The organism is Motilibacter deserti, from assembly GCF_011250635.1.
Lineage (GTDB): Bacteria > Actinomycetota > Actinomycetes > Motilibacterales > Motilibacteraceae > Motilibacter_A > Motilibacter_A deserti.
This window is the reverse complement of record NZ_JAANNP010000010.1, coordinates 53,201-79,249: the sequence shown is the minus strand read 5'-3', so window position 1 is coordinate 79,249 and position 26,049 is coordinate 53,201. Positions and strand designations below refer to the sequence as shown.

Sequence of the window (26,049 nt, the reverse complement as noted above, 5' to 3'; positions counted from 1 at the left end):
TCTCGGACCTGCGCAAGACCTCGAACACCGCGCTGCTGCTCATCACGCACAACCTCGGGATCGTGGCGGAGGCGTGCGACCGCGTCGCGGTGATGTACGCCGGCAAGATCGTGGAGCAGGGAGACGCCCGCCAGGTCTTCAACAACCCGGCGCACCCCTACACCCGCTCGCTGCTCGCCTCGACCATCTCGTTGGACACCACGCAGCTGACGTCCATCCCGGGGGCGCCGCCGGACCTGGCCAACCCGCCGTCGGGATGCCGGTTCAACCCGCGGTGCCCGAACGCCATGCAGGTGTGCCCCGCGCGCGACCCGGGCGACACCATCGCCGAGGGCGGCCAGCGCGTGAGCTGCTGGCTCCACCGGCTCGACGAGCTCTCCGCGGCCGACCGTTCGCCGCTCCAGCGCGAGGAGATCAGCGTTGCCGACGAAGCCTGACGTCGCCCCCGCCTCGGCAGGGTCGTCCGACGCGGACGCGATGCTCACCGTCAAGGGCCTGCAGGTCCACTACCAGCTGCGGGGCGGCGCGCTCTCGCGCGTGCTGGGGCGTACCCCGCCCGCGGTGAAGGCCGTCGACGGCATCGACCTGACGCTGCGCCGCGGAGAGGTGCTCGGCCTGGTCGGCGAGTCCGGCAGTGGCAAGACGACCCTCGGGCGCGCCCTGCTCGGCCTCGTCCCCGCGACCGGGGGCAGCATCCGCTACCAGGACCAGGAGCTGGTCGGGCTGTCGGAGGGGCGGCTGCGCCCGCTGCGCCGCAAGCTGCAGATGGTCTTCCAGGACCCGCACGCCTCGCTCAACCCGTCCATGGACATCGGCACCGCCGTCGGCGACCCGCTGCGCGTTCACGACATCGGGTCCAGCGACGAGGACCGGCGCCGGCTGGTCAAGCAGGCGCTGGAGACCGTCGGCCTCGCGCCGGCCGAGCGCTACATGTCGATGTATCCCTCGGACCTGTCCGGCGGGCAGAAACAGCGGGCGGTCATCGCGCGGGCCATCGTGCTCGAGCCGGACCTGCTCGTCGCCGACGAGCCGGTGTCCATGCTCGACATGAGCGTCCGGGCCAAGATCCTGCAGCTGATGATCGACCTCGGCGAGCGCCTCGACCTCACCTACGTCTACATCACCCACGACCTGGCCACGGCGAAGCTCTTCTGCGACCGCGTCGCGATCATGTATCTCGGGCGCATCGTCGAGATCGGGACGTCCGAGGAGATCTTCAACAACCCGCGCCACCCCTACACCAAGGCGCTGCTGCGGGCGATCCCCACCCCCGGCCTCATCCGTGACGTCCCGCACGACCTTCCGCGCGGCGAGGTGCCGGACGCCGTACGCCCACCCGTCGGCTGCTCGTTCCACCCGCGCTGCCCCGCGGCGTTCGCTCCGTGCGGCTGGGAGGCACGCGACCTGCGCTCCACCCTCGAGGACCGCTGGGCTCGCCTGGACGCGTCGGCGTACAAGGAGGAGAGCGCGCTCTTCGCCGACCTGAAGGACCTCGACGCGCCCGGGCGGTCGGTCCGCATCCGCCCGGCGGCGGGCCGGGCCGGAGAGCTGCTCGCGCTGCTCGAGCGCATGCGGTCCGACGCCCCGGACGAGCGGCTCTGGCGCGGGATCACGGCCGTCCGCGAGGACGCCGGCGCGGTGGTCGTCGACTTCCGCGAGCAGGTGGACCCGGTGCCCCTCGCCGTCGGCACGGCGCGGGTCGAGTGCCACCTGTTCGACCCGCGCTTCGCACCGCTGAGCGAGGAGGCGTCGCGCTGAGCCTGGCCCGGGGCCCACTTCGCCGAACGTCGATCAGGCCACGGCGCAACCGAGGCAGAGCAGCACTTCGCTGAAGCCCGGTTCGGCCCTCGGAGCAACCGCTTCGAGGGCCGACCGCTGTGTCAGCCGATGTGGAGAGGAGCAGGCGCGGCGCCGGCGGCCTGGACGCGGTTGCGCCCGGCGCGCTTGGCCGCGTACATCGCAGCATCCGCGGCGCGCAGGAGCTCTCGCGTGAGGACGCCGGGGACGCGCCCGGAGGCCACGCCCGCGCTGACCGTCACGGGCATCCGCTGCCCCGCCACCGTCACCGCCAGCTCCTCCACGCCGCGCACCAGGCGCTCGGCGAGGTCCCGGGCCTGTCCGAGCCCGCTGCCGGCGACCACGAGCACGAACTCCTCGCCGCCGATCCGGGTCAACGCGTGCACGCCGCTCGCCGCGCGCCACAGGAAGGCCGAGACCGCGCACAGGACCTGGTCCCCGACGTCGTGGCCGTAGGTGTCGTTGACCTGCTTGAAGTGGTCCACGTCGAGCGCGATGACGGAGAGGTCGGCCGAGGCAGGCCGCGCGTCGAGGGCATCCATCGTCTGCATCAGGAAACGCCGGTTGTGCAGCCCGGTGAGCGGGTCGCGCACCGCCTCCTCCTGCAGCTCCCGGCGGAGCGCCTCGATGGTCGCCACCTTCTCGACGAGCTCCGCGTTCATGCGCTCGAGCTCGCGCGCCGCGTGCACGTACCGGCTGACGTCCCGGGCCACGAGAAGGCGTCCGATGAGCCGGTCGCGTTCGTCGCGCAGGGTCCGCAGCTGCACGTGCACGAAGAGGCCCGGCTCCGGCTCGCGCAGCTCCTCCTCGGCAAGCTGGCGCGGCAGCAGCAGCGCCAGCGGGGTCTCGAGGGCGTCGGCGCCCAGCAGCTCACCGTCGAAGGGCCGGAGCCGCTGGGCGAGGCTGCGCCCTTCGGGGTTCACGTCCACGACGCGCCCGTCCGGCCCGAGCACCGCGACGGCCTCGGTCATCGACTCGACCACGAGGTCGCGGGCGACCGGCACGATCTTGAACAGGCCCTCGCGGAACAGCGCCCACCCGTCGACGAGCCCGGTCACCACGAGCAGCGCCGGGGTGTAGTCGATGCTCCGTCCGTCCGTTCCGGTCATCAGGAGCTGCACCGCCCCGCCGACGGCGGGCACCGCCGCACCCAGGAGCAGACAGGACAGCTGCCGGCGGAAGACGCGCGGCGTCCGCCACCAGTGCCGCACCCACCGCCAGACGAAGACCACGACGATGACGTAGCACCAGGCGAAGAAGGCGATCGCGAGCGGGCCGTAGCCGTACTCGAGCGAGCCGCCCGGCCCCGTCAGCGCCGGCCGCGCGAAGAACCTGCCGTGCCAGGCATCCGTCGCCACGGCGGCCGCGACGAGCAGCGGGACACCGGCCAGCAGCACGGAGTGCGCGTCGCCGGGACGCCACTGGGGGACGACCACGGCCTTGCTGAGGCGCAGCATCCCGCCGAGCGCGACGGCGATCGCCACCATGGCGGTGGAGGCCGCGACCCGCTGGGCCGACAGGGGCAGGCCGAGGAAGAGCACGGCGTCGGCGGCGCACCAGACGGCGACGCCGGACATCGTCAGGGAGAGCGCCGGCGCCGCCGAGCTCGCGGTCCGCTTGCGCCAGCTGAGCACGGCGGTCCCGACGGCGAACACGCCGGCCAGGGCGTACACGACGAGCAGGTCAAGCCCCGCCATGCCACCCCCCGGTCTGGACGTGCTCGCCGTCCCATCGGCCTGCCGCCCGCCGGGATGAGCTGCCCTGATGGGCCGGACGGGTGGAACGAGCACCGCCTCTGCGGTGGCGCGACCGACCGACGGGCCTCGTCAGCCGACCAGGACGATCTCCAGCGAGCGCGGGCCGTGCACCCCTTCGACGCGGTCGAGCTCGATGTCGCTGGTCGCGCTCGGCCCGCTGATCCACGTCAACGGCCGGGTCGGGTCGAGGGCAGCGACCGCCTCCGGCACGCCGCGGACGGCCTGCTCGACGCGTACGACGAGAAGGGGCTAGTCCGGCACGAGCGTCAGTGCCCGCCGCCCCTGGCCCGTGCTGCCGTCGAGGACGACCCGCAAGGAGTGGCACGTCGGGCGGTAGGTCCCGCGATGCGGGTAGTAGGCCCGATGTCCGTAGCCGGTGTCGGTGTGCATCTGCCCGCAGCAGGTCTGCGCGAGCGGGAAGTCGACCTCGTGGCCGAGCCGCTCGAGCAGCCGGACGGTGGCCCGGCCGACCCCGGGGGAAGAGCCCGTCGGCCAGGCAGGTGATGAAGAGCGCGATCCGCAAGGGGGTCACCCGTTCGATCGGCGGCGCCGGCGGTGGGTGCTGGACTCGCGCACGGCGAGCTCCGGCTCGAAGACCACCTGCCGGTGCTCGTGGTCCTCCGGGGAGTTGATCTCCTCGAAGAGCAGCTCGGCCGCGATCCGCCCCAGCAGCTCGCGCGGCTGGCGCACCGACGACAGCGGGACCGCGGCCGCCGCGGCGTAGTCGATGTCGTCGTAGCCGACGATGGCGACGTCCTGCGGCACCCGCAGGCCGCGCCGGGTCATCTCCTGCAGCAGGCCGAGCGCGAGCAGGTCGTTGGCGCACGTCACGCTCGTCGGCCGCTGGGACACCGGGAGCTCGGCGATGGCCTCGCCGGCGGCGCGGCCGGCGTTCACCGTGAGGCTCGGGGTCTCGAGCACGCGCAGGGCCACGCCCGCCTCCTCGGCCGCCCGCGAGACGCCGTCGAGCCGGTCCGCGACCTGGCGGATGGAGGTCGGCCCGCCGACGAAGGCGATGCGCCGATGCCCCTGCTCGGCCAGGTGCGAGCCGGCCAGCCGCCCGCCCAGCACGTCGTCCACCGCGACCGAGCAACGGTTGTCCCGGCCGGAGCGGCGGTCCACCAGGACGACGCGCATGCCGCGCTCGACCAGCTGGTCCAGGCGCGGGCTGCCGGTGTCGACCGGCGTGATGAGCAGCCCCTGGACGCGCTGCTCCTCCAGCCGCTCGAGGTGGCGCCGCTCCCGCTCGGGATCGTCGCCGCTGTTGCAGAGCGAGACCACGCTGCCCTGCTCATCGGTGACGGCCTCGGCGCCGCGCGCGACGTCGGTGAAGAACGGGTTGGCGACGTCGAGCACGACGAGACCGACGGTGCGGCTCCGCCCTGACCGCAGCGCCCGGGCCGACTCGTTGCGGACGAACCCGAGCTCGCGGATCGAGGCCTGGACGCGCTGGCGGGTGCTCGCGGCCACCATCTCGGGCCGGTTCAGCACGTTGCTGACCGTGCCGACCGAGACGCCGGCGTGCTGGGCGACCTGCTTGATGCTGGTGGTGGACATGGCCCTTCATGATCCCCGGTCCGGGCCGGAGAGGCGGCGGTTCGCGCGGTCCGGGCTCGTGCCGGCCAACGCGGGATTGAAACGTGTCAAGCCCTGGTGGCGGACAGACGGCACGAGCCTTTCCAAGCCGTGGGTGACGGTTTTAGCAACGTGCACAACACCCCTTGACGCGCCCCTTCCGGCGGCTGCATGCTGCACGACGTTCCCTGTGGAACGTTTCACGACTACGGCCCCTCGTGGTCCTTTCTCCGCCGCCCCGGCCCCCACCGCTCCTGGCCCTGCACGACGTGTGCAGGGCCGCACGACCGACTCGGTGGAGGGCGGCCTCCCGCGGCTGCGCGCGCTGATCCGCGACACCATCCGGCTGGAGACGTACGAGCCCGCCGGCGACCCGTCCGCGTGGGACGCGGCCGAGCGCCGGGTGTTCGGCGGCTGAGCCCCGGTCAGGGCGTGATGGTCACCGTGACCGTCTCGGTGTAGAGCTCCTTCGCGGCGAGGCCCTGCTCCCGCGGGCCGTAGCTCGAGCTCTTCGACCCGCCGAAGGGGGCGTGGAAGTCAACCCCGGAGGTGGGGGCGTTGACCTTCACCATGCCGGTGTGCAGCCGGCCGGGCAGCTCGAGGCCGAGCGCGAGGTCACGGGTGAAGACCGCGGCGACCAGGCCGTGGCGTACGGCATTGGCCTCCGCAACGGCCGCATCCACGTCGGGCACGCCGACGATCGCACAGACCGGGCCGAAGACCTCCTCGCGCAGCAGCCGCTGGCCGTCCGGCACGTCCACGACGACGGCGGGCGCGACGGCCCACCCCGGGCCTGTCGCCGTGCCTCCCGTCAGCACACGGGCGCCCGCCTTCTCGGCCTCGGCCACGGCGTCCACGACCGCGTCCCGTGCCTGCTCCGAGATCACCGGGCCGAGCGCGGTCTTCGGGTCGCCCGGGTCGCCGAAGGCCAGGGACTCCACGGCCGCGGCGAGCCGCTCGCCGAACCCGGCGGCGTCCCCCACGACGACGACCCTGCTGGTGGCCGTGCACTTCTGGCCCGCGTAGCCCATGGCGGCCCCGGCGATCGCGGCCGCGGCTGCGTCGATGTCCGCGTCCGGCAGCACGATGGACGCGTTCTGGCCGCCCATCTCGCACTGCGCCGGGACGCCGCGCTCGGCCGCCGCCCGGCGGACGATGCCACCGACCGCCTCCGAGCCGGTGAACGACACCACGTCGGCGACGTCGACCACGGCGGCGCCGGTCTCCCCTCCGCCTTGAAGGACCGTCAGGACGTCGGCGGGCAGCGCCGCCGAGAGCAGCTCCGCCAGCCGCTGCGCGCAGGCCGGCGCCTCCTCGGCCGGCTTGAGCAGGACGGTGTTGCCGTACGCCAGCGCGGGCGCGGCCTTCCACACCGGGATGGCGAGCGGGAAGTTCCACGGCGTGACGAGGCCCGCAACACCGCGCGGGCGACGACGGGTGTGCAGCAGCGAGCGGCCGTCCGGGGCGGGGAGCACGTCGCCCTCCGGGAGCAGCGCGGCCTGCGCGTAGTAGCGCAGGATTCCGACCGTACGGGCCACCTCCCCGCGTGCCTCGGTGACCGGCTTGCCGACCTCGCGCACGACGAGCGCGGCCAGCTCGTCCGTCGCGCCGGCGACCGCGTCGGCCGCAGCCACCAGCCCCGCCGAGCGCACGGTCGCAGGAGCAGCGGCCCAGCCGGCGTACGCGGTGCGCGCCCGAGCGGCCGCCGCGAGCACCGCGTCGCGCCCCGCCTCGGCGGTCTCGAGCACGACGTCGTCAGGGTCCTGCGGGGAGCGGCTGATCACGGTCACGTCGGCGTCCTTCCGGTCGGCGGTGCAGCGGCATCCTCGCAACCGCGCACCGCCCGGTCCACCGACCGCAGCAGCAGGCTCCAGCTCGCGTGTCCGGCAGTTGACGGCCGGACGCTTCCAGGGGCGGGACGCAGGAACGCTCATGGCAGCCGGTAAGGAGTCCCCGAACAGGAACCGGCCGAGCGGACCTTGCGATGAATCCTGAGCATTCGGGGCATCGTTTGACGCCCCGCCCTCTTGGAAACGGTTTTCATCTGCCTGCTCAGGCTAGCGGGTGCACCGAGTCCCGGCAAGCGCGATGACGCCACGCCCGCGGCTGAGCAAGGAGGGTGCGGCTTACCGGGCGCTCAGCGCTCCTCGCGGAAGTTCACGTGCCGTCGCACCACCGGGTCGTACTTGCGCAGGGTCATGCGGTCCGGGTCGTTGCGACGGTTCTTGCGCGTCACGTAGGTGTAGCCGGTTCCTGCCGTCGACCGCAGCTTCACCACGGGCCGCAGGTCGGTCGAGCGGGCCACTAGCGCCTCCCTCCCCACTCGGCCTCCCGTCGTTGCACCTTGCCGGTGCACGTGCGTTGCATCCTGACCTCCTTTTGGTAATGATTGTCGTTAGCTTACTGCTCGAGGAGGCACCATGAAGCGAGACATCCATCCCGACTACCACCCGGTGGTCTTCCGCGACCGGGCCGGAGGCATGTCGTTCCCGACGCGCTCGACGGCCACGAGCCGTGAGTCGGTGGTGTGGGAGGACGGGCGCAGCTACCCCGTCATCGACGTCGACGTCTCCTCGGCCAGCCACCCCTTCTGGACCGGCCGCGCCAGCGTGCTCGACAGCGAGGGCCGGGTGGAGCGCTTCAACCGGCGCTACGGGGCCAAGGGCGCTGCGACGGGGGCGGCCGAATGACGTCGCCGGCCGTCGTGGTCCTGTCCGCCATCGACCCCGTGCTCCGTGGAGTCGCGGCCGGCGACCTGCTGTGCGACCTTCCCGGAGCCCTCGTCGTCCAGCACGACCTGCTGCCCGCCGGCCTGCGCCGGGTGGTCTACGGGAGCGACGGCGTCCGCGAGGACGTCCTCGTCCCGCTCGAGCACGCCTGTCTGTCGTGCGCCCTGCGCGAGGACGTGCTGCCGACCGTGCGCCGCACGCTGGCGGGCGGCGGAGCCGCACCGGCCGTCGTCCTCGCCCTGCCCGCCACGGCCGAGCCGCTCCCGGTGGTGCAGGCCCTGGTCCGGGCGCGCGTGCGCGTCGGCCCGCTCGTCACGGTGCTCGACGGCGCGTCCGTGGTGGACGACCTGCTCGGCGACGACCTGCTCAGCGAACGTGGCATCGGGCTCACCGTCGACGACGCCCGCTCGGTCGGCGAGGCGCTCGCACACCAGCTCGAGCTCGCCGACGTCGTGCTCCTGCCCGGACCTGCGCCCGCGCAGGCCACGGCTGTGCTCGAGCACCTCGCACCGGAGGGCGCTCGCCACGTCGCGCTCCACAGCGGCGGGCTCGCTGGTGCGACCCTCGTGGAGGATGCGCGGACCCGGCGCGCCCGTCGGGAAGAGCTGCTGCGCCGAGGCGACCCGCGCTGTCTGGGCTCACGATCGACGGACGACCGCGCCGGGGTCTGGACGCTCGACCTGCGGTCCTGGCGCCCCTTCCACCCCGCTCGGCTGCTCGAGGAGATCGAGGCGCTCGGGGCGGGGCCGATGCGCGGGCGCGGCTGCTTCTGGCTGCCCACGCGTCCCGACGTGGTCGTCGCGTGGGACGGCGCCGGTGGGCAGCTCAGCATCGGAGGCGTCGGCAGCTGGGGGTCGCCCGCGTACCCCGGCCACGTCGCGGAGCGGGAGACCCGGCTGCTCGTCACCGGGGTCGACCACGACCCCGCCGTGCTGCGCCGGGCCTTCGACTCGGCCCTGATGACGGACGCCGAGCTCGCCACCGGCCTCGACCGATGGGCAGGACGCCCGGACGGCTTCGACGCGTGGCTGGGGCCACTCGAGGAGGTCGCGTGACGCGCCTCCCGGGCGTCACCGGGCCCGGCCCGGCCCCGCCCGACGACGTGCGCCACGTGGTCGGCGTCTGCGACGGGCAGCGCTGCCGAGCGGTCCGCCGGCTGGCTCCGCACGATCCGCTACTGCAGTTGCGCGACGTGGTGAGCGGTACGCCAGGGGCGGTGCTCCTGCGCCTCGACTGCCCCGGGCTGTGCGCCTACGGCGTGATCGGCCTGATGGCGACCGGCCGCCCGACGGAGCGGGTCGGCACGTGGCTGGCGTGCGTCGATCGCCAGGAGCGCGGAGAAGCCCTGCTGGAGTGGGCGAGGCATCCTGCAACTGCGGACGACGGCGCTCTGTTGCTCCCGTCCGCCCTCGCGGACGCGGTCGTCCCGGGCCCTTGAGGGCGGGGACGGCTCCGCGTCGTGGCGAGCGTGCGGTGCTCGATGTCGTCCGCACGACATCGAGCACCGCACGCCCCGGCGCTAGTTCTTGGTCAGCGGGACGAGTCGGACCTTCGCGCTCCAGGTGTCGACGACGACGAGCGTCCGTCCGCGGCGGTCGAGGCTGACGCCGCCGCGGATGTTGATCGCCGCCGCCGCCGCCGACCCGCCGTCCCCACGGGACCCGGCGGTGCCGTCACCCGCCACCGTACGGATCGTGCCGCCCTGGACCAGGCGTACCCGGTTGTTCTCGTAGTCGGCGATGACCAGGCCGTGCTCCCCCGCGACGTCCACCCCGCTCGGTGCGGCGAGCTGGGCGTCGGTGGCGCGGATGCCGTCGCGGTTGTAGCCCTCGACACCGGTGCCTGCGATGGTCCTGATGACTCCCGCGGCGTCCACCTCGCGCACGCGGTTGTTCGCGGTGTCGGCGATGACGGTCGCACCACCGGGTGCGTCTGCCACGTCGTACGGAAGCGCGAGCTGCGCTTCGGTAGCCGTGCCCCCGTCCCCCGCCGCGCCGCGCGCCCCGCTGCCCGCGATCGTCCTGATGACGCCGTCGTTGCCGACCTCGCGCACCCGGTTGTTGAACGTGTCGGCGATGAGCAGCCGGCCGTCCGGTGCGACGTCGACGCCGAAGGGGTACCGCAACTGCGCCGCCGTCGCGCGCCCGCCGTCCCCCGCGTACCCGGCCGTGCCGCTCCCGGCGACGACGCTCAGGCGGCCGCGCCGGTCCAGCTTCACCACACGGTGGTGGTAGGTGTCCGCGACGTAGACGTTGTCGCCCTTGAGCGCCAGGCCGAAGGGGTAGAGCAGGCCTGCCGCCGGGGGGACGACGGTCGTGATGCTGCCGTCGAGCTCGACCCGACGGATCGCGTTGTTGTACGTGTCCGCGATCCAGACTCGGCCGTGCCGGTCGAGGACGGCGCCCTCGGCGTTGCTGATCCTGGCCTGCGTCCCCGCCGCACCGTCCCCGGTGTAGCCGGCGGCGCCGGTCCCGGCGATGGTGCGGATGACCCCGACGCCGGTGTTGGACTTCGCGTCGGCTGCTGGTGCCGTGCCGACGACGCCGGCGAAGGTGAGGGCGGCGAGGCCCGCTGCTGACGCCCTGCTGTTCAGTCTCATCGCTCTCCTGGAGGTGTGCATCGCGCCGCCACAGTCGGCGGCGGCGCCACCCAAGCGCATGTGACAACCGTTTTCAAGTCTCGCCCGAGCCGAGGGTGATGTCTCGGGTGGACATCGACAATGGTTGTCGTTATGTTTCGGCGACCTCGAACACGACGGCTCGGCCTGCGGCGCTTCGCCGAAGGGCTGAGCCGCCTCCGCCGTCCGGGCTCCGGACGCCAGGACCCTCACCAGGAGACCGCATGCGCTTCTCACGCCGCAGGGCCGTCGCTCATCCGATGGCGGCAGCACTGGCCGTCGCGGCCACGTTGGCCGCCGCACCGTTGCAGGGCGCGGCCGAGGCGGCTCCCAAGGAGCCGCGCTACGCGCTCGTCGACCTCGGGTCGCTCGGCGGCACGGCCGTCTTCGGCCTGGGCGTCAACAACCGAGGCGTGGTGGTCGGTACGTCCCGCACGTCGACCGCGACCCGCCCGCAGATCGCCTTCCGCGCGGCGGGCGGCACGGTCACGAGCCTCGGCACGCTGCCGGGCAGCACCTTCAGCCGCGCCTTCGAGGTGAACGTCCGCGGTGAGGCGGTCGGCGAGGCCTTCACGGCGTCGCCGGAGGTGTCCCGGGCCGTCTTCTGGGACGCGAGCGGGAGGATGACGGACCTCGGCACGCTCGGCGGCGGGTCCGCGGTGGCGAACGACCTCAACGACGAGGGCACGATCGTCGGCAGCTCCTCGACGGCAGCCGGCACCAGTCGTGCCTTCCGCACCGGCTACCGCCGAGCACTGTCGGCCCTCCCGCTGCCCCACCCGGAGCTCGCGGGCGCGAGCAGGGCCACCGCGGTCAGCGACGGCAACCACATCGTCGGCCGGGCGCCGGTGCCCGGCGGCGTGTCCCAGGCGGTGCTTTGGCGTGGCGGCAGGGAGCCTGTGGTGCTCGGCGCGCTGGTCCCGGGTGAGTTCAGCGAGGCGCTCGACGTGAACAAGCTGCAGACCGCCGTCGGCGAGTCGGTCGTCGGGGAGACGCCGACAGGCACGGCGATCTATCACGCCGCCGTGTGGAGCGACGGGACCGCGCGTGACCTCGGCACCGTAAACGGCCTGCGCAACAGCCGGGCGTCCGCCGTGAACGACGCGGGCGACATCGTCGGGCACGCGTCCGGGTTCTACAACTTTCCCACCATCGACGGCACCGCGGTGCTGTGGCGCGGCACGGTGGGCTACGACCTGAACGACCTGGTGGTGGACCTGCCTGCGGGCTGGGTGCTGCGTACCGCCGAGAGCATCAGCAGCAAGGGGCAGATCGCCGGGTACGCGACGGTGAACGGGCAGACCCGCGCGTTCCTGCTGACGCCGTACAAGGGCTGAGAGCTTCGCGACGGGAAGCACAAGGGCGGTGGGATGTTCCACCGCCCTTGTGCATGCAGCGCGGGTCTCAGACGCGGTAGCGCACCAGCCGGGTGCTGTTGCCCGCCACGGCGATCGAGGAGGCGTTGTGCAGGATCGCCGCCGCGACCGGGGACAGTGCCCCGCCGGCGCCGATCAGCAACCCGAGGCCGTTGACCGCGATGCTCATCCCGTAGTTCTGCCGGATCACGCCGAGCGTCCGGCCGCCGAGGTCGCGCAGGTCGAGCAGCCGGCCGAGGTCCTCACCCATGAGCGCCACGTCCGCCGTCTCCAGAGCGACGTCGGTCCCCGACACGCCCATGGCGATCCCGATGTCGGCCAGGGCCAACGCAGGGGCGTCGTTGGTGCCGTCCCCGACCATGCCGACGACGTAGCCCTCGGACTGCAGGGCCCGGACGACGTCCTGCTTCGTCTCCGGCATCGCCTCCGCGGACCACTCGGAGATCCCGAGCTCGGCCGCGACGGCGGCCGCTGTCGCGGGCGAGTCGCCGGTGAGCATGACGACCCGGCGCACACCGCTGGCGCGCAGGCGCTCGAGCGACTGCCGGGCGTCCGGGCGCACCGCGTCCTTCAGGCTCACCAGGCCGACCAGCCGGTCGTCCACGGCGAGCAAGAGCGGGGTCTCGGCCGCGTGCTGCAGCCGGTCGAGCCACTGGCGGGCGTCCGCGCCCACCTCGACGCCTTGCCGCTCCATGAGCGCGAGCGAGCCGAGCAGCAGGACCCGACCGTCCGCCTCCGTCCGCATCCCGAGCCCGAGCAGCACCTCGCACTCCTCGTGCGGCGGGATCTCCACCCGGCGTTCCTCCGCGTTGCGGATGACCGCCTGCGCGAGCGGGTGGCGGGAGTGGATCTCGGAGCTGGCGGCGTAGGCCAGGATCTGCATCGGATCCCAGTCCTCGGCGAACGAGACGACGTTGGTGACCACCGCTTTGCCGAGGGTGAGCGTGCCCGTCTTGTCGATGACCAGCGCGTCCATCCGGCCGGCGGCCTCGAGGTGCGACCCGCCCTTGATGAGGATGCCGCGCCGGGCACCGTTGCCGATCGCGGCGCTGATCGCGGTCGGGGTGGACAGGCCGACCGCGCACGGGCAGGCCACGAGCAGCATCGTCATGGCCCGGCGTACGTCGCGCGTGACGAGCAGGGTCGCCCCGGCCAGGGCGAAGGAGGCCGGGACGAACCGACGGGAGAAGCGCTCGCCCACCGTCTGCACGGGGGCGCGGTCCTCCTGTGCCTCCTCGACGCGAGCGATGATGCGCCCCACCGCGGTGTCGCGCCCGGTCGCGGTCGCGCGCACCACCAGCCGGCCGCGCAAGTTCACGCTGCCGGCGTGGACAGTGTCGCCGGTCGCCAGGGAGACCGGAAGGCTCTCGCCGGTGATGGCTGCCTGGTCGACCACGCCCTGCCCGTCGACCACGACGCCGTCGACCGGGATCGTCGCCTGCTCGTGGATGACGACCTCGTGGCCGACCCGCAGCCGGTCGATGGGCACCTGCTGCTCCGCGCCGTCGTCGAGCCGGACCCACGCGGTGGTCACCGCCCCGGCCAGCAGCTCCGAGATCGCCTTGCGGGTGCGTCGCAGCGTGAGGTCCTGCAGCAGCTCCCCGATGTTGAGCAGCCACAGCACGGTGAGGGCGACGACGTTCTCGCGCAGGAGCAGGCTCGCCACCGTGGCCGAGGTCACGAGGGCGTCGGTGCCCGCCGTCCTCTCGCCCGCGAGGCTCCGCACCGCTCCCCGGAAGAAGGGGTAGCCGGTGAACACCGCGACGCCGGCGGTGACGCCGCGGGCCTGTGGCCCGAGGAGCGGCGGCCGCCGCAGGACGTAACGCCGCCCTCCCAGCAGGACCAGGGCAGCCGCACCGGCGACCAGCCGCAGGACGTCGCCGTCCGGGACCTCGGCCGAGCGGGCCTGGCGGGGCGCCAGCGCCTGGGCGTCGACCACTCGGACGGACTCCACGGCGGCGAGGACCGTCTCCGCGTCGAGGAGCTCCGGGTCGTACCAGACGACGACGTTGCCGGTGCGGGGGTACGCCCTGCACGCAAGCACGCCCTGCGTGCCGTCGAGCAGGTCCTCGAGCGCGACGCATCTCCCGGTCGACCCGCGCAGGAGCGACGACTCCACCCGCATCCGCCCGGCCGTGTCGGACACCACACGTGCAGTTCCTGATTCCTGGTGCTCCTGTGCGATCGCCCTCACAGCCGGCCCCTTCCGGTCGCGGTCAGTGCTGGTGCCCGTCGTGCCCGGTGGCGGACGTGCCGGGCACCGGGGCCTGCTCGCCCATCTCCTCCCGCGCCTGGGCCGCGACGTCACCGGCCGCGAGCCGGGTGCGCTCCACGCCCTCCCCGAGCGCCCGGCCACCACGGATGCCGGCCTTCGCCACCTCGACCGCGACCCGGCGCGCGGCCGGCCCGCCCCGCCGCTCGGCGAGGCGGACGACGGCGACGCCGACCACACCCGTCACGACGGTCCCGACGCCCTTGCGGACGACGCCTGCTCCCAAAGGCAGTGCCACTGCCGACCTCCACTCCCGGCTGCGCCTCGCGCAGCGACTCGTTCCCCGCGCTCATCGTGCTCCGCGGCGGGCCGGCATCACCGGCCGCCCTCTTCTCCCCGATCAGGAAAACAGTAATCGTTCTCGTCTAGAGTGTCGGCGTCGTCGGCTGCAGGAGGAGGAGGAACACGTCGTGCCCCTCCTCGACGTCCGCGGGCTCCGCGTCGACAGCGCGAGCCGCGGCCTGCTTCAAGGGGTCGACCTGACGGTGGAGCCCGAGCGTCGCGTCGGCGTCCTCGGCGCCTCCGGGTCGGGCAAGTCCCTCACGGTGGCAGCGGTTCTCGGGTTGCTGCCGCCCGCGTTGCGGGCGACCGGCAGCGTCCGCTTGGCCGGCGCCGAGGTCCTCGGCGTACCCGCCGCCCGACGCCCGCCGGGCGCGCGGCCCGGAGTCGTACGCCAGGACTCCGCCGGGGCCCTGCACCCGCTGCTTCCCGTCGGCCGGCAGCTGGCCCTGCCGCTCGGCGGCAGCCGCGCCTTCGCCCGCGCCCGTGTCCTCGAGACTCTCGAGTCCCTGGGCTTTCGCGACCCCGGCCGGATCGCGGGGGCGCTCCCGTCGGAGCTCTCGGGCGGCATGCGGCAGCGAGTGTGCCTCGCACTGGCCCTGATGACCCCCTCGTCGTTGCTCGTGGCCGACGAGCCGACGACCGCGCTCGACGTGGTCACACAGGCGGGGGTCGTGAGCCTGCTCCGCGACCGAACGGGGCCGGGCACCGGCCGTGCCCTGCTCTTCGTCACTCATGACATCGCCGTCGTCGCGGCGCTCTGCGATGAGCTCGTCGTCCTCTCGGACGGCCGCGTGGTGGAGCACGCGCCGGTCGAGGACGTCCTCGCGAGCCCGGGCCACGAGCGCACGCGAGAGCTGATCACGGCCGCCCGGACGGTCGAGGCACACCTGTACGCCACGGCGGAGGCGCCGTGACGCTGCTGCGCTGCGAGGGCTTGTCGCTCCGGCTGCTGCGCGACGTCGACCTGGCCGTGTCCGACGGCGAGCGGCTCGGCGTGGTCGGCGAGTCCGGCGCGGGCAAGACGACGCTGCTGCGAGCCCTGCTCGCCCTCGAGCAGCCCGACGCCGGCACCGTGACGTGCCGTGGCCGCCAGGTCCGCCCCGGCTCCCCGCGCCGGCTCGGGTGGTTCCGTCGCCTCGTGCAGTACGTGCCGCAGGACCCCGCCTCGACCCTGGACCCGCGGCGATCGGTCCGCGAGCTCGTCGCACTGCCCGTGCAGCGGCTCGGGACCCCTGACGAGGGCCGGCGTATGCGGGGCCTCGTCGACGAGGCGCTCGACGCCGTCGACCTACCCGGCAGCCTGCGCGACGCGCGCGCTCCCCAGCTGTCCGGCGGCCAGGCGCAGCGGGTGGCGCTCGCCCGCGCCCTGGTGCTGCGGCCCGCCCTGCTGCTCGCCGACGAGCCGGTGAGCGGTCTCGACCTGCCCCTGCGGGCACAGGTCCTGGCCTCCCTGCGAGCGGCGTTCGAGCGCCAGGGCACCTCCTTGCTGCTGGTCTCCCACGACCTGGCGGCGGTCGCCGCGCTCTGCCATCGCACGGTCGTGCTCGCCGACGGCCGGGCCGTCGAGGACGTGCCCACCCGACAACTGCTCCGCGCCCCGCAGCACCCGTCGTCCCGAGCCTTGGTGACGGCCGTGCCCACCCTGCCCTGAGCTCGCCCACCATCCCGCTCCCCCTCGCCCGGAGGACTCCGTGAACCCCCGCTCCGCCCTGCCCGCGATCGGCCTGACCGCCCTGCTGCTCAGCGGTTGTTTCTCCTCCTCGAGCGACGAGCCCGAGGGGGCCGCGCCCACCGCGCAGGGCAAGCGCATCAGCGTCGCCATGCTGCAGCCGCCCCGCTCCGGGCTGACGCCGTTCAGCGACGACGCGTTCAAGCTCTCCCGCTGGTCCACGGCCGAGACGCTCGTCGTCCTCGACGAGGCGGGCGACGCGCAGCCGGCGCTCGCGACCGCGTGGGAGCAGGTCGACCCCCGCACGTGGCGCTTCGAGGTGCGCCAGGGCGTGACCTTCCACGACGGCACGCCATTGACGGCCGACCAGGTCGCCGCCGTGCTCACCGCCGCGACGAAGGCGAGCCCCAAGCCTCGCATCCTCGACGGTGTCGAGCTCACGGCACAGGTCGACCCGGCCGCACCGAGCGAGGCGGTGCTCGTCCGGACGGGGGACGCCGACCCGCTGGTGCCGCAGCGGCTGTCCAGCCCCCAGCTGTCGATCCTGGCGGCCGCGGCGTACCGCCCGGACGGCACCGTCGACCCCGTCGGGCACGGGACCGGGCCCTTCGAGCTGGTGGCCGTCGACGGGACGGTGGGCGCGACGCTCGATCGGTTCGACGGCTACTGGGGGGAGCGGGCGAAGGCGGCGGGCATCGACGTCGACTTCGTGCCGGACGGCACCGCGCGCGCCGCAGCGCTGCGGACGGGGACGGCCGACGTCGTCGAGGCGGTCCCGGTCTCGCAGGCGTCGCTGCTGGAGTCGGACCAGGTGTTCGAGGTGCCGATGCCCCGGACCAACACGCTGTACCTCAACACGGAGCGGGGCGTCTTCAAGGACACGGCGATGCGCGCCGCGGCCCGGGACGCCGTGCAGCGCGAGGCGATCGTGGAGAACGTGTACGAGGGGCGCGCAGACGTGGCCCAGGGGCTGCTGGGGCCGGCGCTGCCGTGGGCGGCCGAGGGGCGGCCCGAGCGGACCGAGCGGCCCGCCGCCGACCCTGCCGGCGCCGAGATCGTCCTCGCCACGTTCACGGACCGGGCCGAGCTGCCCGAGGTCGCCGTGCAGCTGGAGCAGCAGCTGGAGGCCGCCGGCTTCCGAGTGCGCCAGGAGGTGCGTGAGTACGCCCAGATCGAGGCCGACGCACTCGCCGGCGACTTCGACGCGTTCATCCTGTCCCGGGCCACGGTGCTGGACTCCGGCGACCCCGTCGCCTACATGTACTCCGACTTCGCCTGCGACGGCTCCTTCAACATCGCCCAGCTCTGCGACCCTGCGATCGACGCCGCCCTGCGCAAGGCCTCCGGCACCGAGACCGGCGATGCGCGCCGCGCAGCGACGCTGGAGGCGGAGCGGCTGATCCTCGAGTCCGACGCGGCCATCCCGATGCTGCACGAGCGGGTCATCCAGGGCGAGTCCGGGGACTTCTCCGACGTCGCACGCGACCCGCGCGAGCGGCGGCTCGTGACCGCCGAGACCGCCGCCCGCTGAGCGCGATGACCGCGCTCGCGCTCCCTCCCGTAGCGAGCCCCCCACCGCGAACGTCCCGGCTGCGCCGGCGACAGGGGCGGGGGGCCTCGGTGGTCCGGCTGCTGTCCCGCGTCCTGACGGTCGTCGCCGTCGTCGCCGTCGTCGGGCTCCTCCCTTGGCTCTCCGGGCGCGACCCGGCGCTGACCGTCCTGCGCGGGCGCTCGGCCGACCAGGAGGCGACGCCCGAGGCGCTCGCCGCCGTCCGGGAGCAGCTCGGCCTGGCGGACGGGCCCCTGGCCCTGCTCGGGCGTTGGGCCTCGGACGTGCTGCGCGGCGACTTCGGCACGTCCTGGGTCAGCGGGGCGCAGGTGCTGCCGGGGGCGCTCTCCGCCCTCGGCGTGTCGGTCACGCTCATGGCCTTCTCCTTCGTCGTCGTGCTCGCCGTCGCGGCGCTGCTGGTGGCGCCCTCCCTGCTCGGCGTCCTGCGTGGCTCTCCTCGCCGCACGTCGGGCGCCGTCGCCGCCGCTCTCACGGCGCTGCCGGAGTTCCTGCTGGCCACGGCACTGCTCGTGGTGGTGTCCGTGTGGCTGGGGCTGCTGCCGCCGTACGGGTGGGACGGCCCGTCGAGCGCCGTCCTGCCGGCGCTGGCGATGGGCCTGCCCGCGGGCGGCCTCGTCGGGCGGCTGATCGCCGACGCCGTCGCCACCAGCGGCGCCGAGACGTGGGTGTCCACATGGACGGCTGCCGGCGCGCCGCGCGCAGCGCTCACCCGCGGGCTCCTGCTGCGCGCCGTCCCCCCGGTCCTCCCCCAGATCGGGCTGGTGGCCGTCGGCCTGGTGGGCGGGGCGGTCGCCGTCGAGCGGGTGTTCGCCATCCCCGGGCTGGGGCGCACGACGCTGGGCGCGGCCCAGACCCAGGACCTGCCGGTGCTGCAGGCCGGGATGCTGCTGCTCATCGCCCTCGGCGCCCTGCTCGGTGTCGCCACCGACGTGACCCGCCGAGCGGTGCTCGGCCGAGCGGCCCGGGCGGGCGGGCTCGTCATCCCCTCCTCCGGCCACGTCGTCCGCCGTCGTGACCGGCTCGTCCCGCTGACCGCGCTCCTGCTGCTGGCCGTCCTGGTCCTCGGCGGGCTGGCCGGGGACCCCTACGCCGCCGACCGCGGACGGCTGGCCGGCCCGTCGGGCGACCTCCTGCTCGGGGCGGACGCATCGGGACGCGACCTGCTCGCCAGGCTGGGACAGGGCGCGGCCACCACGATCGCCACCGCACTCGCTGTGTGCCTCGCGGCGTACGCCGTGGGGCTGCTCGCGGGCCTGCTGCCGAACGCGACGGCCGGGCCGGTCGAGGTCGCCAACGCCGCGCCTCCCGTCATCGCCGGGCTGTTCGTCGCGGCTGTCGTCGGGCCGTCTTCGACAGGCGCCGCGGTGGCCGTGCTGCTGGTCAGCTGGGCGCCGCTGGCGTCGCACACCGCAGCCCTGGTCGCCGAGGCGGTCGCGCAGCCCCACGTCCGGGTGCTCCCCGTGCTGGGAGTCGGCAGGACGCGGGCACTGCTGACGCACGTGCTCCCGATGGTGGCCGGACCGGTGCTGCGCAACGCCTTCCTGCGCCTGCCCGGTGTCGCGCTCGCCCTCGCCGGGCTGGGCTTCCTCGGGCTGGGGCCGCAGCCACCGACCCCGGACTGGGGGCTGGTCCTGGCCGAGGGGATGCCGTACGTCGAGCGCGCTCCCTGGGTCGTCCTGGCCCCGGCTCTCTCGCTCGTCGCGCTGTCCGTGCTGGCCGTCAGCGCGTCGGCGCTGGCGCCGTCCGTACGCCGCCGGCCGGGCCGGAGCGCCCGACCGGCGACGGCGCAGCGGGCGGAGCCGGTGGGGTAGCGGCAGGAACGCCTCGCCCGGGCCGGCGCCTCAGGTGCTGCGTACGTCCCGGGCGGGCGGGCCGGGCTCGGAGTGCCGATGGCCCGCGTCACTGCCCTCGTCCGAGAGCTCGGCGTGGAACAGCGCCTCGGTCAGCAGCCGGCGGACGTGGACGTCCGCGGCGGTGTAGTAGACGAACGTCCCCTCGCGCCGGCCCTTGACCAGGCCGGCGAGCCGCAGCTTGGCCAGGTGCTGCGAGACCACGGTCGGGCTGGCGCCGACCAGCTCCCCGAGGCAGGAGACGGAGGACTCGCCCTGCAGCAGCGCCCACAGGATCTTGATCCGGGTCGGGTCGGCCAGCAGCCGGAACGCCTCGGCCGCCAGATGCGCCTGCTCCTCGGCCGGCATCGAGAAGTCGGGCAGGTCGCGGTGCACGCCGACATGGTAGCTACTTGCCTACCTTCATATACATGCAGATACGCTGCCTCCCGTCCGCGAGAGGAAGGCACCGCAGATGGCACCCAGCGCGACGGTGCAGGCCACGCCCCGCGAGGTGTTGGCCGCGCCGCCCCTGCTGCGCCGGGCCGCCCAGCTGCCGGAGGCCCGGTGGGCCGCTGCGGCGACCGCCTTCTTCGCGCTGGGCGGGCTGGCCCAGCTGGCCGGCGTGCCTCCCGTCGTCTGGTGGTCGCTCTACCTGGCGTGCTACGCCACCGGAGGCTGGGAGCCCGGACTCGCCGGCCTGCGCGCGCTGCGAGCGGGGACGCTGGACGTCGACCTGCTCATGGTCGTCGCCGCCGTGCTCGCCGCCGGCATCGGACAGGTCCTCGACGGCGCCCTGCTCATCGTCATCTTCGCCACCTCCGGCGCCATCGAGGCGGTGGCGACGGCGCGGACGGAGGACTCCGTGCGCGCCCTCCTCGCGCTGGCCCCGGTGACCGCCACCCGGCTGAGGCCCGGGCGGGAGGAGGCCGTGCCGGTCAGCGCGCTCGAGCCGGGGGACGTCCTGCTCGTCCGGCCGGGACAGCGCATCGGCGCCGACGGCACCGTCCTCGCCGGCGAGAGCGACGTCGACCAGGCGTCGGTGACCGGCGAGCCGTTGCCCGCCCTCAAGGGGGTCGGAGCCACCGTGTTCGCCGGGACCCTCAACGGGACCGGGGCCCTGCACGTCCGGGTCGACCGGGCGGCGCACGAGTCGGTCGTCGCCCGTATCGCGGCCCTGGTCGAGGAGGCCTCCGCCACGAAGGCGCGGGCCCAGCTGTTCATCGAGAAGGTCGAGCAGCGGTACGCCGTGGGCATGGTCGCGATGACGCTCGCCCTGCTCGGCGTGCCGCTCGCGCTCGGAGCCGAGTTCGAGCCGACGCTGCTCCGCGCGATGACGTTCATGATCGTCGCCTCGCCCTGCGCCGTCGTGCTGGCCACCATGCCACCGCTGCTGGCCGCCGTGGCCAATGCCGGCCGGCACGGCGTGCTCGTGAAGTCGGCCGCGGTGATGGAGCGGCTGGGCACGGCGTCCGCCGTCGCGTTCGACAAGACGGGCACGCTCACCGAGGGCTTCCCACGGCTCGCGTCCGTCCACCTGCTCGAGCCGGCCCAGCTCGCCCGCGCCGACGTCCTCGCCCTCGCCGCCGCCGCCGAGCGCCCGAGCGAGCACCCGCTCGCCCGCGCCCTGGTCGCGGCTGCCGACGACGAGGGGCTGGACGCTCCGGCTGCTTCCGGCTTCACCTCCAGACCGGGGCGCGGGGTCAGCGCGACGGTGCGCGGGCACCGGGTCGACGTCGGCAGCCCCGGGCGGCTGGACGTGGGCGACGGGCACGACGCTCCCTCCCTGCAGCGCGCGGTCGCCGCCGTCGAGGCTGCCGGCCACACCGTGGTCGTCGTCGCCGTCGACGGCCTCCCCGCCGCCGTCCTCGGGCTCACCGACCGGCTGCGCGCCGACGCCCGGACGGCCGTCGCCGAGCTCGGCACCCTCATGGCCCGGCAGCCGCTGCTGCTCACCGGCGACGCGGAGGGAGCGGCGCGGGCCGTCGGGGCCGAGGCGGGCATCGCCGACGTACGCGCCGGGCTGCTGCCTGCGGACAAGGTGGGCCACGTCAGGGCCGAGCAGGCCGCCGGCGCGCGCGTCCTGCTCGTCGGCGACGGAGTGAACGACGCGCCCGCGCTGGCCGCTGCGGACGTCGGGGTCGCGATGGGCCGGCACGGCAGCGACCTCGCGCTCGAGACCGCCGACGCGGTCGTCGTCCGCGACGAGCTGCGCGCCATCCCGACCGTGGTAGCCCTGTCCCGCCGGGCCCGCCGCATCGTGGTGGCCAACCTGGCGATCGCCGCGTCGTTCATCGTCGTGCTGTCCCTGTGGGACATTCTCGGCTCGCTCCCGCTCCCGCTCGGCGTGCTGGGGCACGAGGGGTCGACGGTCCTCGTCGGGCTGAACGGGCTGCGTCTGCTGCCCGACCGGGCGTGGACGTCCGCGCGCCGCGCCGGCTCAGCGCCGCGCGGCCCGCAGGCCGGGTAGCAGCCGTGTCAGCACGACCGCGCTGACCAACGGCAGCGCCCCGGCCACGAGCCACGGGGCGGCAGCTCCGAGGCCGTCGCCCGGCGCGGCCTGCACCAGGGCGCCGATCGCGGTGCTCGCCAGCAGGACGGCCACGCCGCTGAGTGAGGACAGCACACCGAAGTAGGTCCCGAGCCGGCGCTCCGCGGCCAGCCGAGGGACCAGGTCGCGGGCGAACGGCATGGCGACCATCTCCCCGACGGTGAGCAGCACGACGAAGACGACGGCGGGGAGCAGCCCGGCTCCGCCGACCGCACCGGCCGGCGCGGTCAGCCCGACGACGACGAAGGCCAGCGACATTCCGACGAACCCCGCGGGAAGCACCTGCTCGACCCTCAGGCGCCTGCACCAGGCCGTGACCGGGAGCTGGGCGGCGACCACGAGCAGGGAGGACGCGGCGAACAGCCAGCCGAGCGGCGCCTGCGATCCCCAGGCCCGCTCGACCTCGAGTGGCAGCAGCAGGTAGAGCTGGTTGTACGCCACGAGCTGGCTGCTGTAGGCGACGGCGAAGAGCAGGAACGTGCGGTTGGAGAGCACCTCACGCCACCCTGCGAGAAGGCGCTCGCCCGCGTGCGCCGCGGGCCGCGCCGGCAGCCAGCGCGCGTGGGCGAGCAGGATCAGGACGAACACCGCGGCCGCCGCCAGGCAGGCCGCCCGGAAGTCGACGAGCAGCAGCAGCGTGCCGACGAGCGGCCCTGAGAACGCGCCGATCTGGCCGCCCACGGAGAAGAGCGCGAAGGCGTCGACCCGGGAAGTGCCTCCTGCGGTCTCCAGCTCCCCCGCTTCCCGGGCCAGCGCCGACTCGACCGCCGGGGAGAAGAGCGCCGCGGCGAAGCCGGTCAGCGCGGTCGCCGCGAAGACCGCGACCGCCGAGTCCGCGACCGCGAGGCCGAGGAAGCCCGCGACGCGCAGGGCACAGCCGGCGAGCACCACGCGCTTGACGCCGTACCGGTCGGCCAGCGTCCCGCCGACGACGAAGAGGCCTTGCTGGCTGAAGGTCCGGATGCCGAGGGCGAGCCCGACGGCGGCGGCCGCGAGCCCGAGGTCGTCGGCGAGGTGGACCGAGAGGTACGGCAGCACCATGAAGAAGCCGACGTTGAACGCGAGCTGGGTCAGCACGAGCAGGCGGACGACGGGCTCCGCCGAGCGCAGCTCGCGCACGATGCCCCAGCGGGAGAGGCCGACGAGCAGCGCCGAGCTCCTGCGAACGGCGGTCACCCGTGCTCCTCATGCCGTTCCGAAGCCGGCCGTCCCGTCTGCTCGCCCGGGCCGCCGTGCGCGCATCGTACGTGGGGGCGCCGGAGCGGCTGCCCGGCCCGCAGGGTCAGGGTCGCCGCGCAGGCCGCGCGAGGGGCTTGACCGTCCGCGTCGGCGACAGGGACGAAGCGGTGCCCGCCGGCGCGGCGACGACAGCGCGGCACCGGATCCGGTGCCCGATGTCGTCGGCCACGAGACGCCGCGACGCCGACCTGCCGCGGACGGGCTCGCCGTCCCGAAGCCACTGGAAGGAACGGATCGTGCCCACGGAGAACCGGTGCCGACAGGTCAGTCGCGCGCCGACGACCGGCGTGCCGACGAGCCGGGCACGGGACAGGACGACGGGACGCGGGCCGAGGTCGGGCACCTGGATGGGCGCCGGTGGCGTGGAGACGACGGGAGCGGGGACGACCGGAGCAGGAATGGCCGTTGCCCCCGGCGAGGCAGGCACCGGAGTGGGGCCGGTGGGGGCGGGCGACGGGGACGGGAAGGCACACGGGCCGACCAGGAACGTCACCGTCGCGGTCGCCGAGGTCGGCCTTCCGTACGAGGTCGCGGTGTACGTGAACGGCAGCGTGTAGCGCCCGGGCGCGGTGAACGCCCAGGTGCCGTGCGAGTGGCTGCCGCGGGCCAGCGTGGCCGACGCCGGCCAGCCGGCGCCGGTACCGAGCAACGGGAGCACGCGGCCGAACGCGTCGGTCTGGAAGACGAAGACATCTCCCGGCCCCGTCACTCGCGACCGGTCCAGGCTCCAGCCGATCTCGTCCGACACCGAGTCGGTCATCGTGGCGTCGTCGGTGCTCCATCCCAGCCACGGCACACCAGGTTGCTGAGTCTGGCCGACCGCCCAGAAGATCTCGCCCCGGCGCCCCAGGAACTCGAGCCCTGCCCGCTCCGTCCCCGTGCCGGCGGCTGCGGTGCCCAGGCGGAACGCGACCTGGGCCGGTCCGTGCCAGACCGGCGACCCCGTCCGCCCGTCCTTGACCTGCGCCACGAGCTCGCCGTCGTTGCGGATGCGCAACGCGAGGTCGGCGTGGCCCTCGCCGACCACGTCGACGTCCGGCTGCGCGGCGCAGACGTCGGCCGCCGGGCCCCCGCCGGCGCCCGGCTCACGTACCCGCACCGTGACCGGCGGGGACACGGCGACGGTCTCGCGATGACGGTCGAGCAGGAGGGCGCGGTACTGGGTCCCGTCGTCGGACAGGTGAGCGGGGAAGGCGTACGTTGCCGGCGCCCCGATCGAGACCGACGTGAAGTCCGCGGCACCGGGCCGCCGGGACTCCCAGACGTACTCGGTCAGCTCCGTCTCCGGGCTCTGCTGTGCCTGCAGGCGCACCTCGTCCCCTGGGAAGTACGCCCGGTCGGCCCCGCTCACCGTCAGCCTGGTCGGCGGCGGGGGCGGCGGCTGCGTCGGGGCGCCGACGACGAAGGTGTAGGTCGAGGTGGGGCTCACGAGCGGGAGCCCGTCGACCGTCGTCGCCTTCGCCCGCACCTTCAGCGTGTAGGTGCCTTCTTCGGAGAAGGCCCAGTTGGTGTGGACGTGCGAACCAACGTTCGTCTCGAGGTCGTCGGGCCAGGAGAAGTTGCCGTCGATGTAGACGAAGGGCGTCCCGGCTCCGCTGGAGTAGGCGAACACCTTGCCCGGCCCCTCCACGTCGACATCGAGCACGACGATGTCGTCCTGCAGGAGCCCGCCGGGGACGGACTCGGCACCCCAGCCCGGCCAGGGCTGCCGGGTCCCGTCGGCGTTCCGGCCGTTCTGCTGGAGGACGTAGACGCGGTCACCCGCGCGCCCCAGGAAGCCGTACTCGGGGTCCGACGGAACGGTCGCCGACGTGATCGCCGGGTCGACTGGGATCACCACGTCCTCGGGCTCGCGCAGCACGGCCGCCTCGGCATAGAGCTTCGTGTCGTCCTTGACCTTGAGGTCGAGATTGCGCGCGTCGACGTCGTAGACCACGTCGAACAGGTCGATGTGTCCGCGGTGCAGCACGAGAGGCCCGTCCGACGCGGCCGACGCGGCCGACGGCAGGCCTACCGAAAGGCCGCTCAGAGCAAGTGCAAGGCCGATGAGCCGTCGCGCCAGGCGATCTCGCCGCACGGGGGGTCCCTTCCTCTCGGGGCCGACTGCCGGTGACGGAGCTTAGTGGCAATGGTTGTCGGTGTCTTCCACTTCCTCGTGGCGTGCGCGGCCCGAGGCGCACAGCCGAGCCGCGAGCACGAGAGGGGCCGCCGGCAGTGCCGGGCGACCCCTCCCTCGAGATCCGTCAGCGGGTCACGCGACGTTCTCGGCGTCCTCCATGGCCTCGTAGTAGGCGAGAAGGAGCTGCCCGTCGGCGGTCAGGGCGTTGCGGGCGGCGATGTCCGCGGCATTGCCCTTGACCTGGTTCTGCACCCGCGCCACGAACTGCTCGAGGAACCCGATCGCCCGCTCCTCGCTCCCAGCCCGGGCCGCCACCTCGGCGCGGTCGAGCCGCTCGAGGATGTTGGCCGCGGTCTTCGCGCTCGTCGTGCCGTCGGCGACGTAGCCGTTGACCGCGCCACGGATCTTCGCGAAGTAGCGGGCGTCGACGATGTCCATGGCGACGGTGACCGCCGGGGACTCGATGTAGGTCGCGCCCGTGTTCTTCACCAGCTTGACCGACACCTTCGCCCCGTCGAACGAGGCGTCCGCGGTGAAGGCGTACCGCGCACCACTGACCCCCTCGACCTTGCTGGGCTCAGCGGCACCGGCCTTCTGCACCCACCACTCGTACCGGTCCAGCACCGACACCGGCGCCACCACCGCGTCCAGCGTCACCATCTGGCCA

At 74.2% G+C, this 26,049-nt stretch carries 23 protein-coding genes and 1 pseudogene; 12 read left to right on the top strand and 12 right to left on the bottom strand.

Features of this window, described 5'->3' with window-relative positions:
* A partial coding sequence (locus G9H71_RS13500; RefSeq protein ID WP_166282650.1) for an ABC transporter ATP-binding protein occupies positions 1-437 on the top strand: 437 nt, incomplete at its 5' end.
* Positions 421-1,758, top strand: coding sequence for an ABC transporter ATP-binding protein (locus G9H71_RS13495; RefSeq protein ID WP_231134771.1), 1,338 nt, complete (start codon positions 421-423; stop codon positions 1,756-1,758). The genes G9H71_RS13500 and G9H71_RS13495, both read left to right, overlap by 17 nt.
* A 122-nt stretch (positions 1,759-1,880) precedes the next feature.
* Here G9H71_RS13495 and G9H71_RS13490 read toward each other — a convergent pair whose 3' ends face one another.
* The 3 genes and pseudogenes from G9H71_RS13490 to G9H71_RS13475 all read right to left on the bottom strand — a co-directional run bounded on the left by G9H71_RS13490 (position 1,881) and on the right by G9H71_RS13475 (position 5,111).
* Positions 1,881-3,494, bottom strand: a complete 1,614-nt coding sequence (locus tag G9H71_RS13490; RefSeq protein WP_166282648.1) for a histidine kinase N-terminal 7TM domain-containing diguanylate cyclase — start codon at positions 3,492-3,494, stop codon at positions 1,881-1,883.
* Positions 3,495-3,623: 129 nt separating this feature from the next.
* A pseudogene (locus tag G9H71_RS25535) lies at positions 3,624-4,077 on the bottom strand (LUD domain-containing protein).
* Between the two features lie 5 nt (positions 4,078-4,082).
* The gene (locus tag G9H71_RS13475; protein ID WP_166282644.1) at positions 4,083-5,111 is read right to left on the bottom strand and encodes a LacI family DNA-binding transcriptional regulator; all 1,029 of its coding nucleotides are present in this window, start codon (positions 5,109-5,111) and stop codon (positions 4,083-4,085) included.
* 289 nt (positions 5,112-5,400) lie between these two features.
* Between G9H71_RS13475 and G9H71_RS13470 the strand changes: the two genes are divergently transcribed.
* Complete coding sequence (locus G9H71_RS13470) at positions 5,401-5,547, top strand: hypothetical protein (protein WP_166282642.1); 147 nt, start codon at positions 5,401-5,403, stop codon at positions 5,545-5,547.
* A gap of 7 nt (positions 5,548-5,554) precedes the next feature.
* On the opposite strand, the gene G9H71_RS13465 is transcribed toward G9H71_RS13470, so the two are convergent.
* Together G9H71_RS13465 and rpmG are read right to left on the bottom strand one after the other, a co-directional pair.
* The gene (locus G9H71_RS13465) at positions 5,555-6,919 is read right to left on the bottom strand and encodes an aldehyde dehydrogenase family protein (protein ID WP_331272978.1); all 1,365 of its coding nucleotides are present in this window, start codon (positions 6,917-6,919) and stop codon (positions 5,555-5,557) included.
* Between the two features lie 347 nt (positions 6,920-7,266).
* Positions 7,267-7,434 carry a 50S ribosomal protein L33 gene (gene rpmG, locus G9H71_RS13460; RefSeq protein WP_166282638.1) on the bottom strand — a complete coding sequence of 56 codons (168 nt, stop codon included), beginning with the start codon at positions 7,432-7,434 and terminating at the stop codon, positions 7,267-7,269.
* Between the two features lie 115 nt (positions 7,435-7,549).
* On the opposite strand from rpmG, the gene G9H71_RS13455 reads away from it, so the two are divergent.
* From G9H71_RS13455 to G9H71_RS13445, 3 genes are read left to right on the top strand one after another with little or no spacing between them, the layout of a single operon-like run.
* The gene (locus G9H71_RS13455; protein ID WP_166282636.1) at positions 7,550-7,819 is read left to right on the top strand and encodes a type B 50S ribosomal protein L31; all 270 of its coding nucleotides are present in this window, start codon (positions 7,550-7,552) and stop codon (positions 7,817-7,819) included.
* Complete coding sequence (locus G9H71_RS13450) at positions 7,816-8,913, top strand: CobW family GTP-binding protein (RefSeq protein WP_166282634.1); 1,098 nt, start codon at positions 7,816-7,818, stop codon at positions 8,911-8,913. The genes G9H71_RS13455 and G9H71_RS13450 overlap by 4 nt, the downstream gene beginning before the upstream one ends.
* Complete coding sequence (locus G9H71_RS13445) at positions 8,910-9,296, top strand: hypothetical protein (RefSeq protein ID WP_166282632.1); 387 nt, start codon at positions 8,910-8,912, stop codon at positions 9,294-9,296. The genes G9H71_RS13450 and G9H71_RS13445 overlap by 4 nt, the downstream gene beginning before the upstream one ends.
* 81 nt (positions 9,297-9,377) lie before the next feature.
* Here the strand turns inward: G9H71_RS13445 and G9H71_RS13440 are convergent, their stop codons facing one another.
* Positions 9,378-10,457 carry an NHL domain-containing protein gene (locus tag G9H71_RS13440; RefSeq protein ID WP_166282630.1) on the bottom strand — a complete coding sequence of 360 codons (1,080 nt, stop codon included), beginning with the start codon at positions 10,455-10,457 and terminating at the stop codon, positions 9,378-9,380.
* 242 nt (positions 10,458-10,699) lie between these two features.
* Here G9H71_RS13440 and G9H71_RS13435 point away from each other — a divergent pair, with 242 nt between their 5' ends.
* Positions 10,700-11,812, top strand: a complete 1,113-nt coding sequence (locus tag G9H71_RS13435; RefSeq protein WP_166282628.1) for a hypothetical protein — start codon at positions 10,700-10,702, stop codon at positions 11,810-11,812.
* 67 nt (positions 11,813-11,879) lie between these two features.
* Here the strand turns inward: G9H71_RS13435 and G9H71_RS13430 are convergent, their stop codons facing one another.
* Both G9H71_RS13430 and G9H71_RS13425 read right to left on the bottom strand, forming a co-directional pair.
* Entirely contained in the window at positions 11,880-13,976 is a 2,097-nt protein-coding gene (locus G9H71_RS13430) for a heavy metal translocating P-type ATPase (protein WP_166282681.1), read from the bottom strand.
* 91 nt (positions 13,977-14,067) lie between these two features.
* The gene (locus tag G9H71_RS13425) at positions 14,068-14,361 is read right to left on the bottom strand and encodes a DUF1490 family protein (RefSeq protein ID WP_331272976.1); all 294 of its coding nucleotides are present in this window, start codon (positions 14,359-14,361) and stop codon (positions 14,068-14,070) included.
* Positions 14,362-14,533: 172 nt separating this feature from the next.
* On the opposite strand from G9H71_RS13425, the gene G9H71_RS13420 reads away from it, so the two are divergent.
* The 4 genes from G9H71_RS13420 to G9H71_RS13405 are packed head-to-tail and all read left to right on the top strand — an operon-like array spanning position 14,534 to position 19,455.
* Positions 14,534-15,319 carry an ABC transporter ATP-binding protein gene (locus tag G9H71_RS13420; RefSeq protein ID WP_331272975.1) on the top strand — a complete coding sequence of 262 codons (786 nt, stop codon included), beginning with the start codon at positions 14,534-14,536 and terminating at the stop codon, positions 15,317-15,319.
* Positions 15,316-16,056, top strand: coding sequence for an ABC transporter ATP-binding protein (locus tag G9H71_RS13415; protein ID WP_166282626.1), 741 nt, complete (start codon positions 15,316-15,318; stop codon positions 16,054-16,056). The genes G9H71_RS13420 and G9H71_RS13415 overlap by 4 nt, the downstream gene beginning before the upstream one ends.
* 40 nt (positions 16,057-16,096) lie before the next feature.
* Complete coding sequence (locus G9H71_RS13410; RefSeq protein WP_331272974.1) at positions 16,097-17,605, top strand: ABC transporter substrate-binding protein; 1,509 nt, start codon at positions 16,097-16,099, stop codon at positions 17,603-17,605.
* Between the two features lie 5 nt (positions 17,606-17,610).
* Positions 17,611-19,455 (top strand): ABC transporter permease subunit, encoded by a 1,845-nt coding sequence (locus G9H71_RS13405; protein WP_166282624.1) that lies wholly within the window; start codon positions 17,611-17,613, stop codon positions 19,453-19,455.
* Positions 19,456-19,485: 30 nt separating this feature from the next.
* On the opposite strand, the gene G9H71_RS13400 is transcribed toward G9H71_RS13405, so the two are convergent.
* Positions 19,486-19,869: an ArsR/SmtB family transcription factor gene (locus G9H71_RS13400; protein ID WP_166282622.1), complete on the bottom strand. Its 384-nt coding sequence runs from the start codon at positions 19,867-19,869 to the stop codon at positions 19,486-19,488.
* A gap of 79 nt (positions 19,870-19,948) precedes the next feature.
* On the opposite strand from G9H71_RS13400, the gene G9H71_RS13395 reads away from it, so the two are divergent.
* On the top strand, positions 19,949-21,943 hold the full coding sequence (locus G9H71_RS13395) for a heavy metal translocating P-type ATPase (protein ID WP_166282620.1): 1,995 nt from the start codon (positions 19,949-19,951) through the stop codon (positions 21,941-21,943).
* On the opposite strand, the gene G9H71_RS13390 is transcribed toward G9H71_RS13395, so the two are convergent.
* The 3 genes from G9H71_RS13390 to G9H71_RS13380 all read right to left on the bottom strand — a co-directional run.
* Positions 21,914-23,200 carry an MFS transporter gene (locus tag G9H71_RS13390; RefSeq protein ID WP_331272972.1) on the bottom strand — a complete coding sequence of 429 codons (1,287 nt, stop codon included), beginning with the start codon at positions 23,198-23,200 and terminating at the stop codon, positions 21,914-21,916. The genes G9H71_RS13395 and G9H71_RS13390 overlap by 30 nt on opposite strands.
* Positions 23,201-23,306: 106 nt before the next feature.
* Complete coding sequence (locus G9H71_RS13385) at positions 23,307-25,232, bottom strand: TIGR03773 family transporter-associated surface protein (RefSeq protein ID WP_166282618.1); 1,926 nt, start codon at positions 25,230-25,232, stop codon at positions 23,307-23,309.
* A 282-nt stretch (positions 25,233-25,514) separates the two neighbouring features.
* On the bottom strand, positions 25,515-26,049 hold a 535-nt coding region (locus tag G9H71_RS13380), incomplete at its 5' end, for an FIMAH domain-containing protein (RefSeq protein ID WP_231134768.1).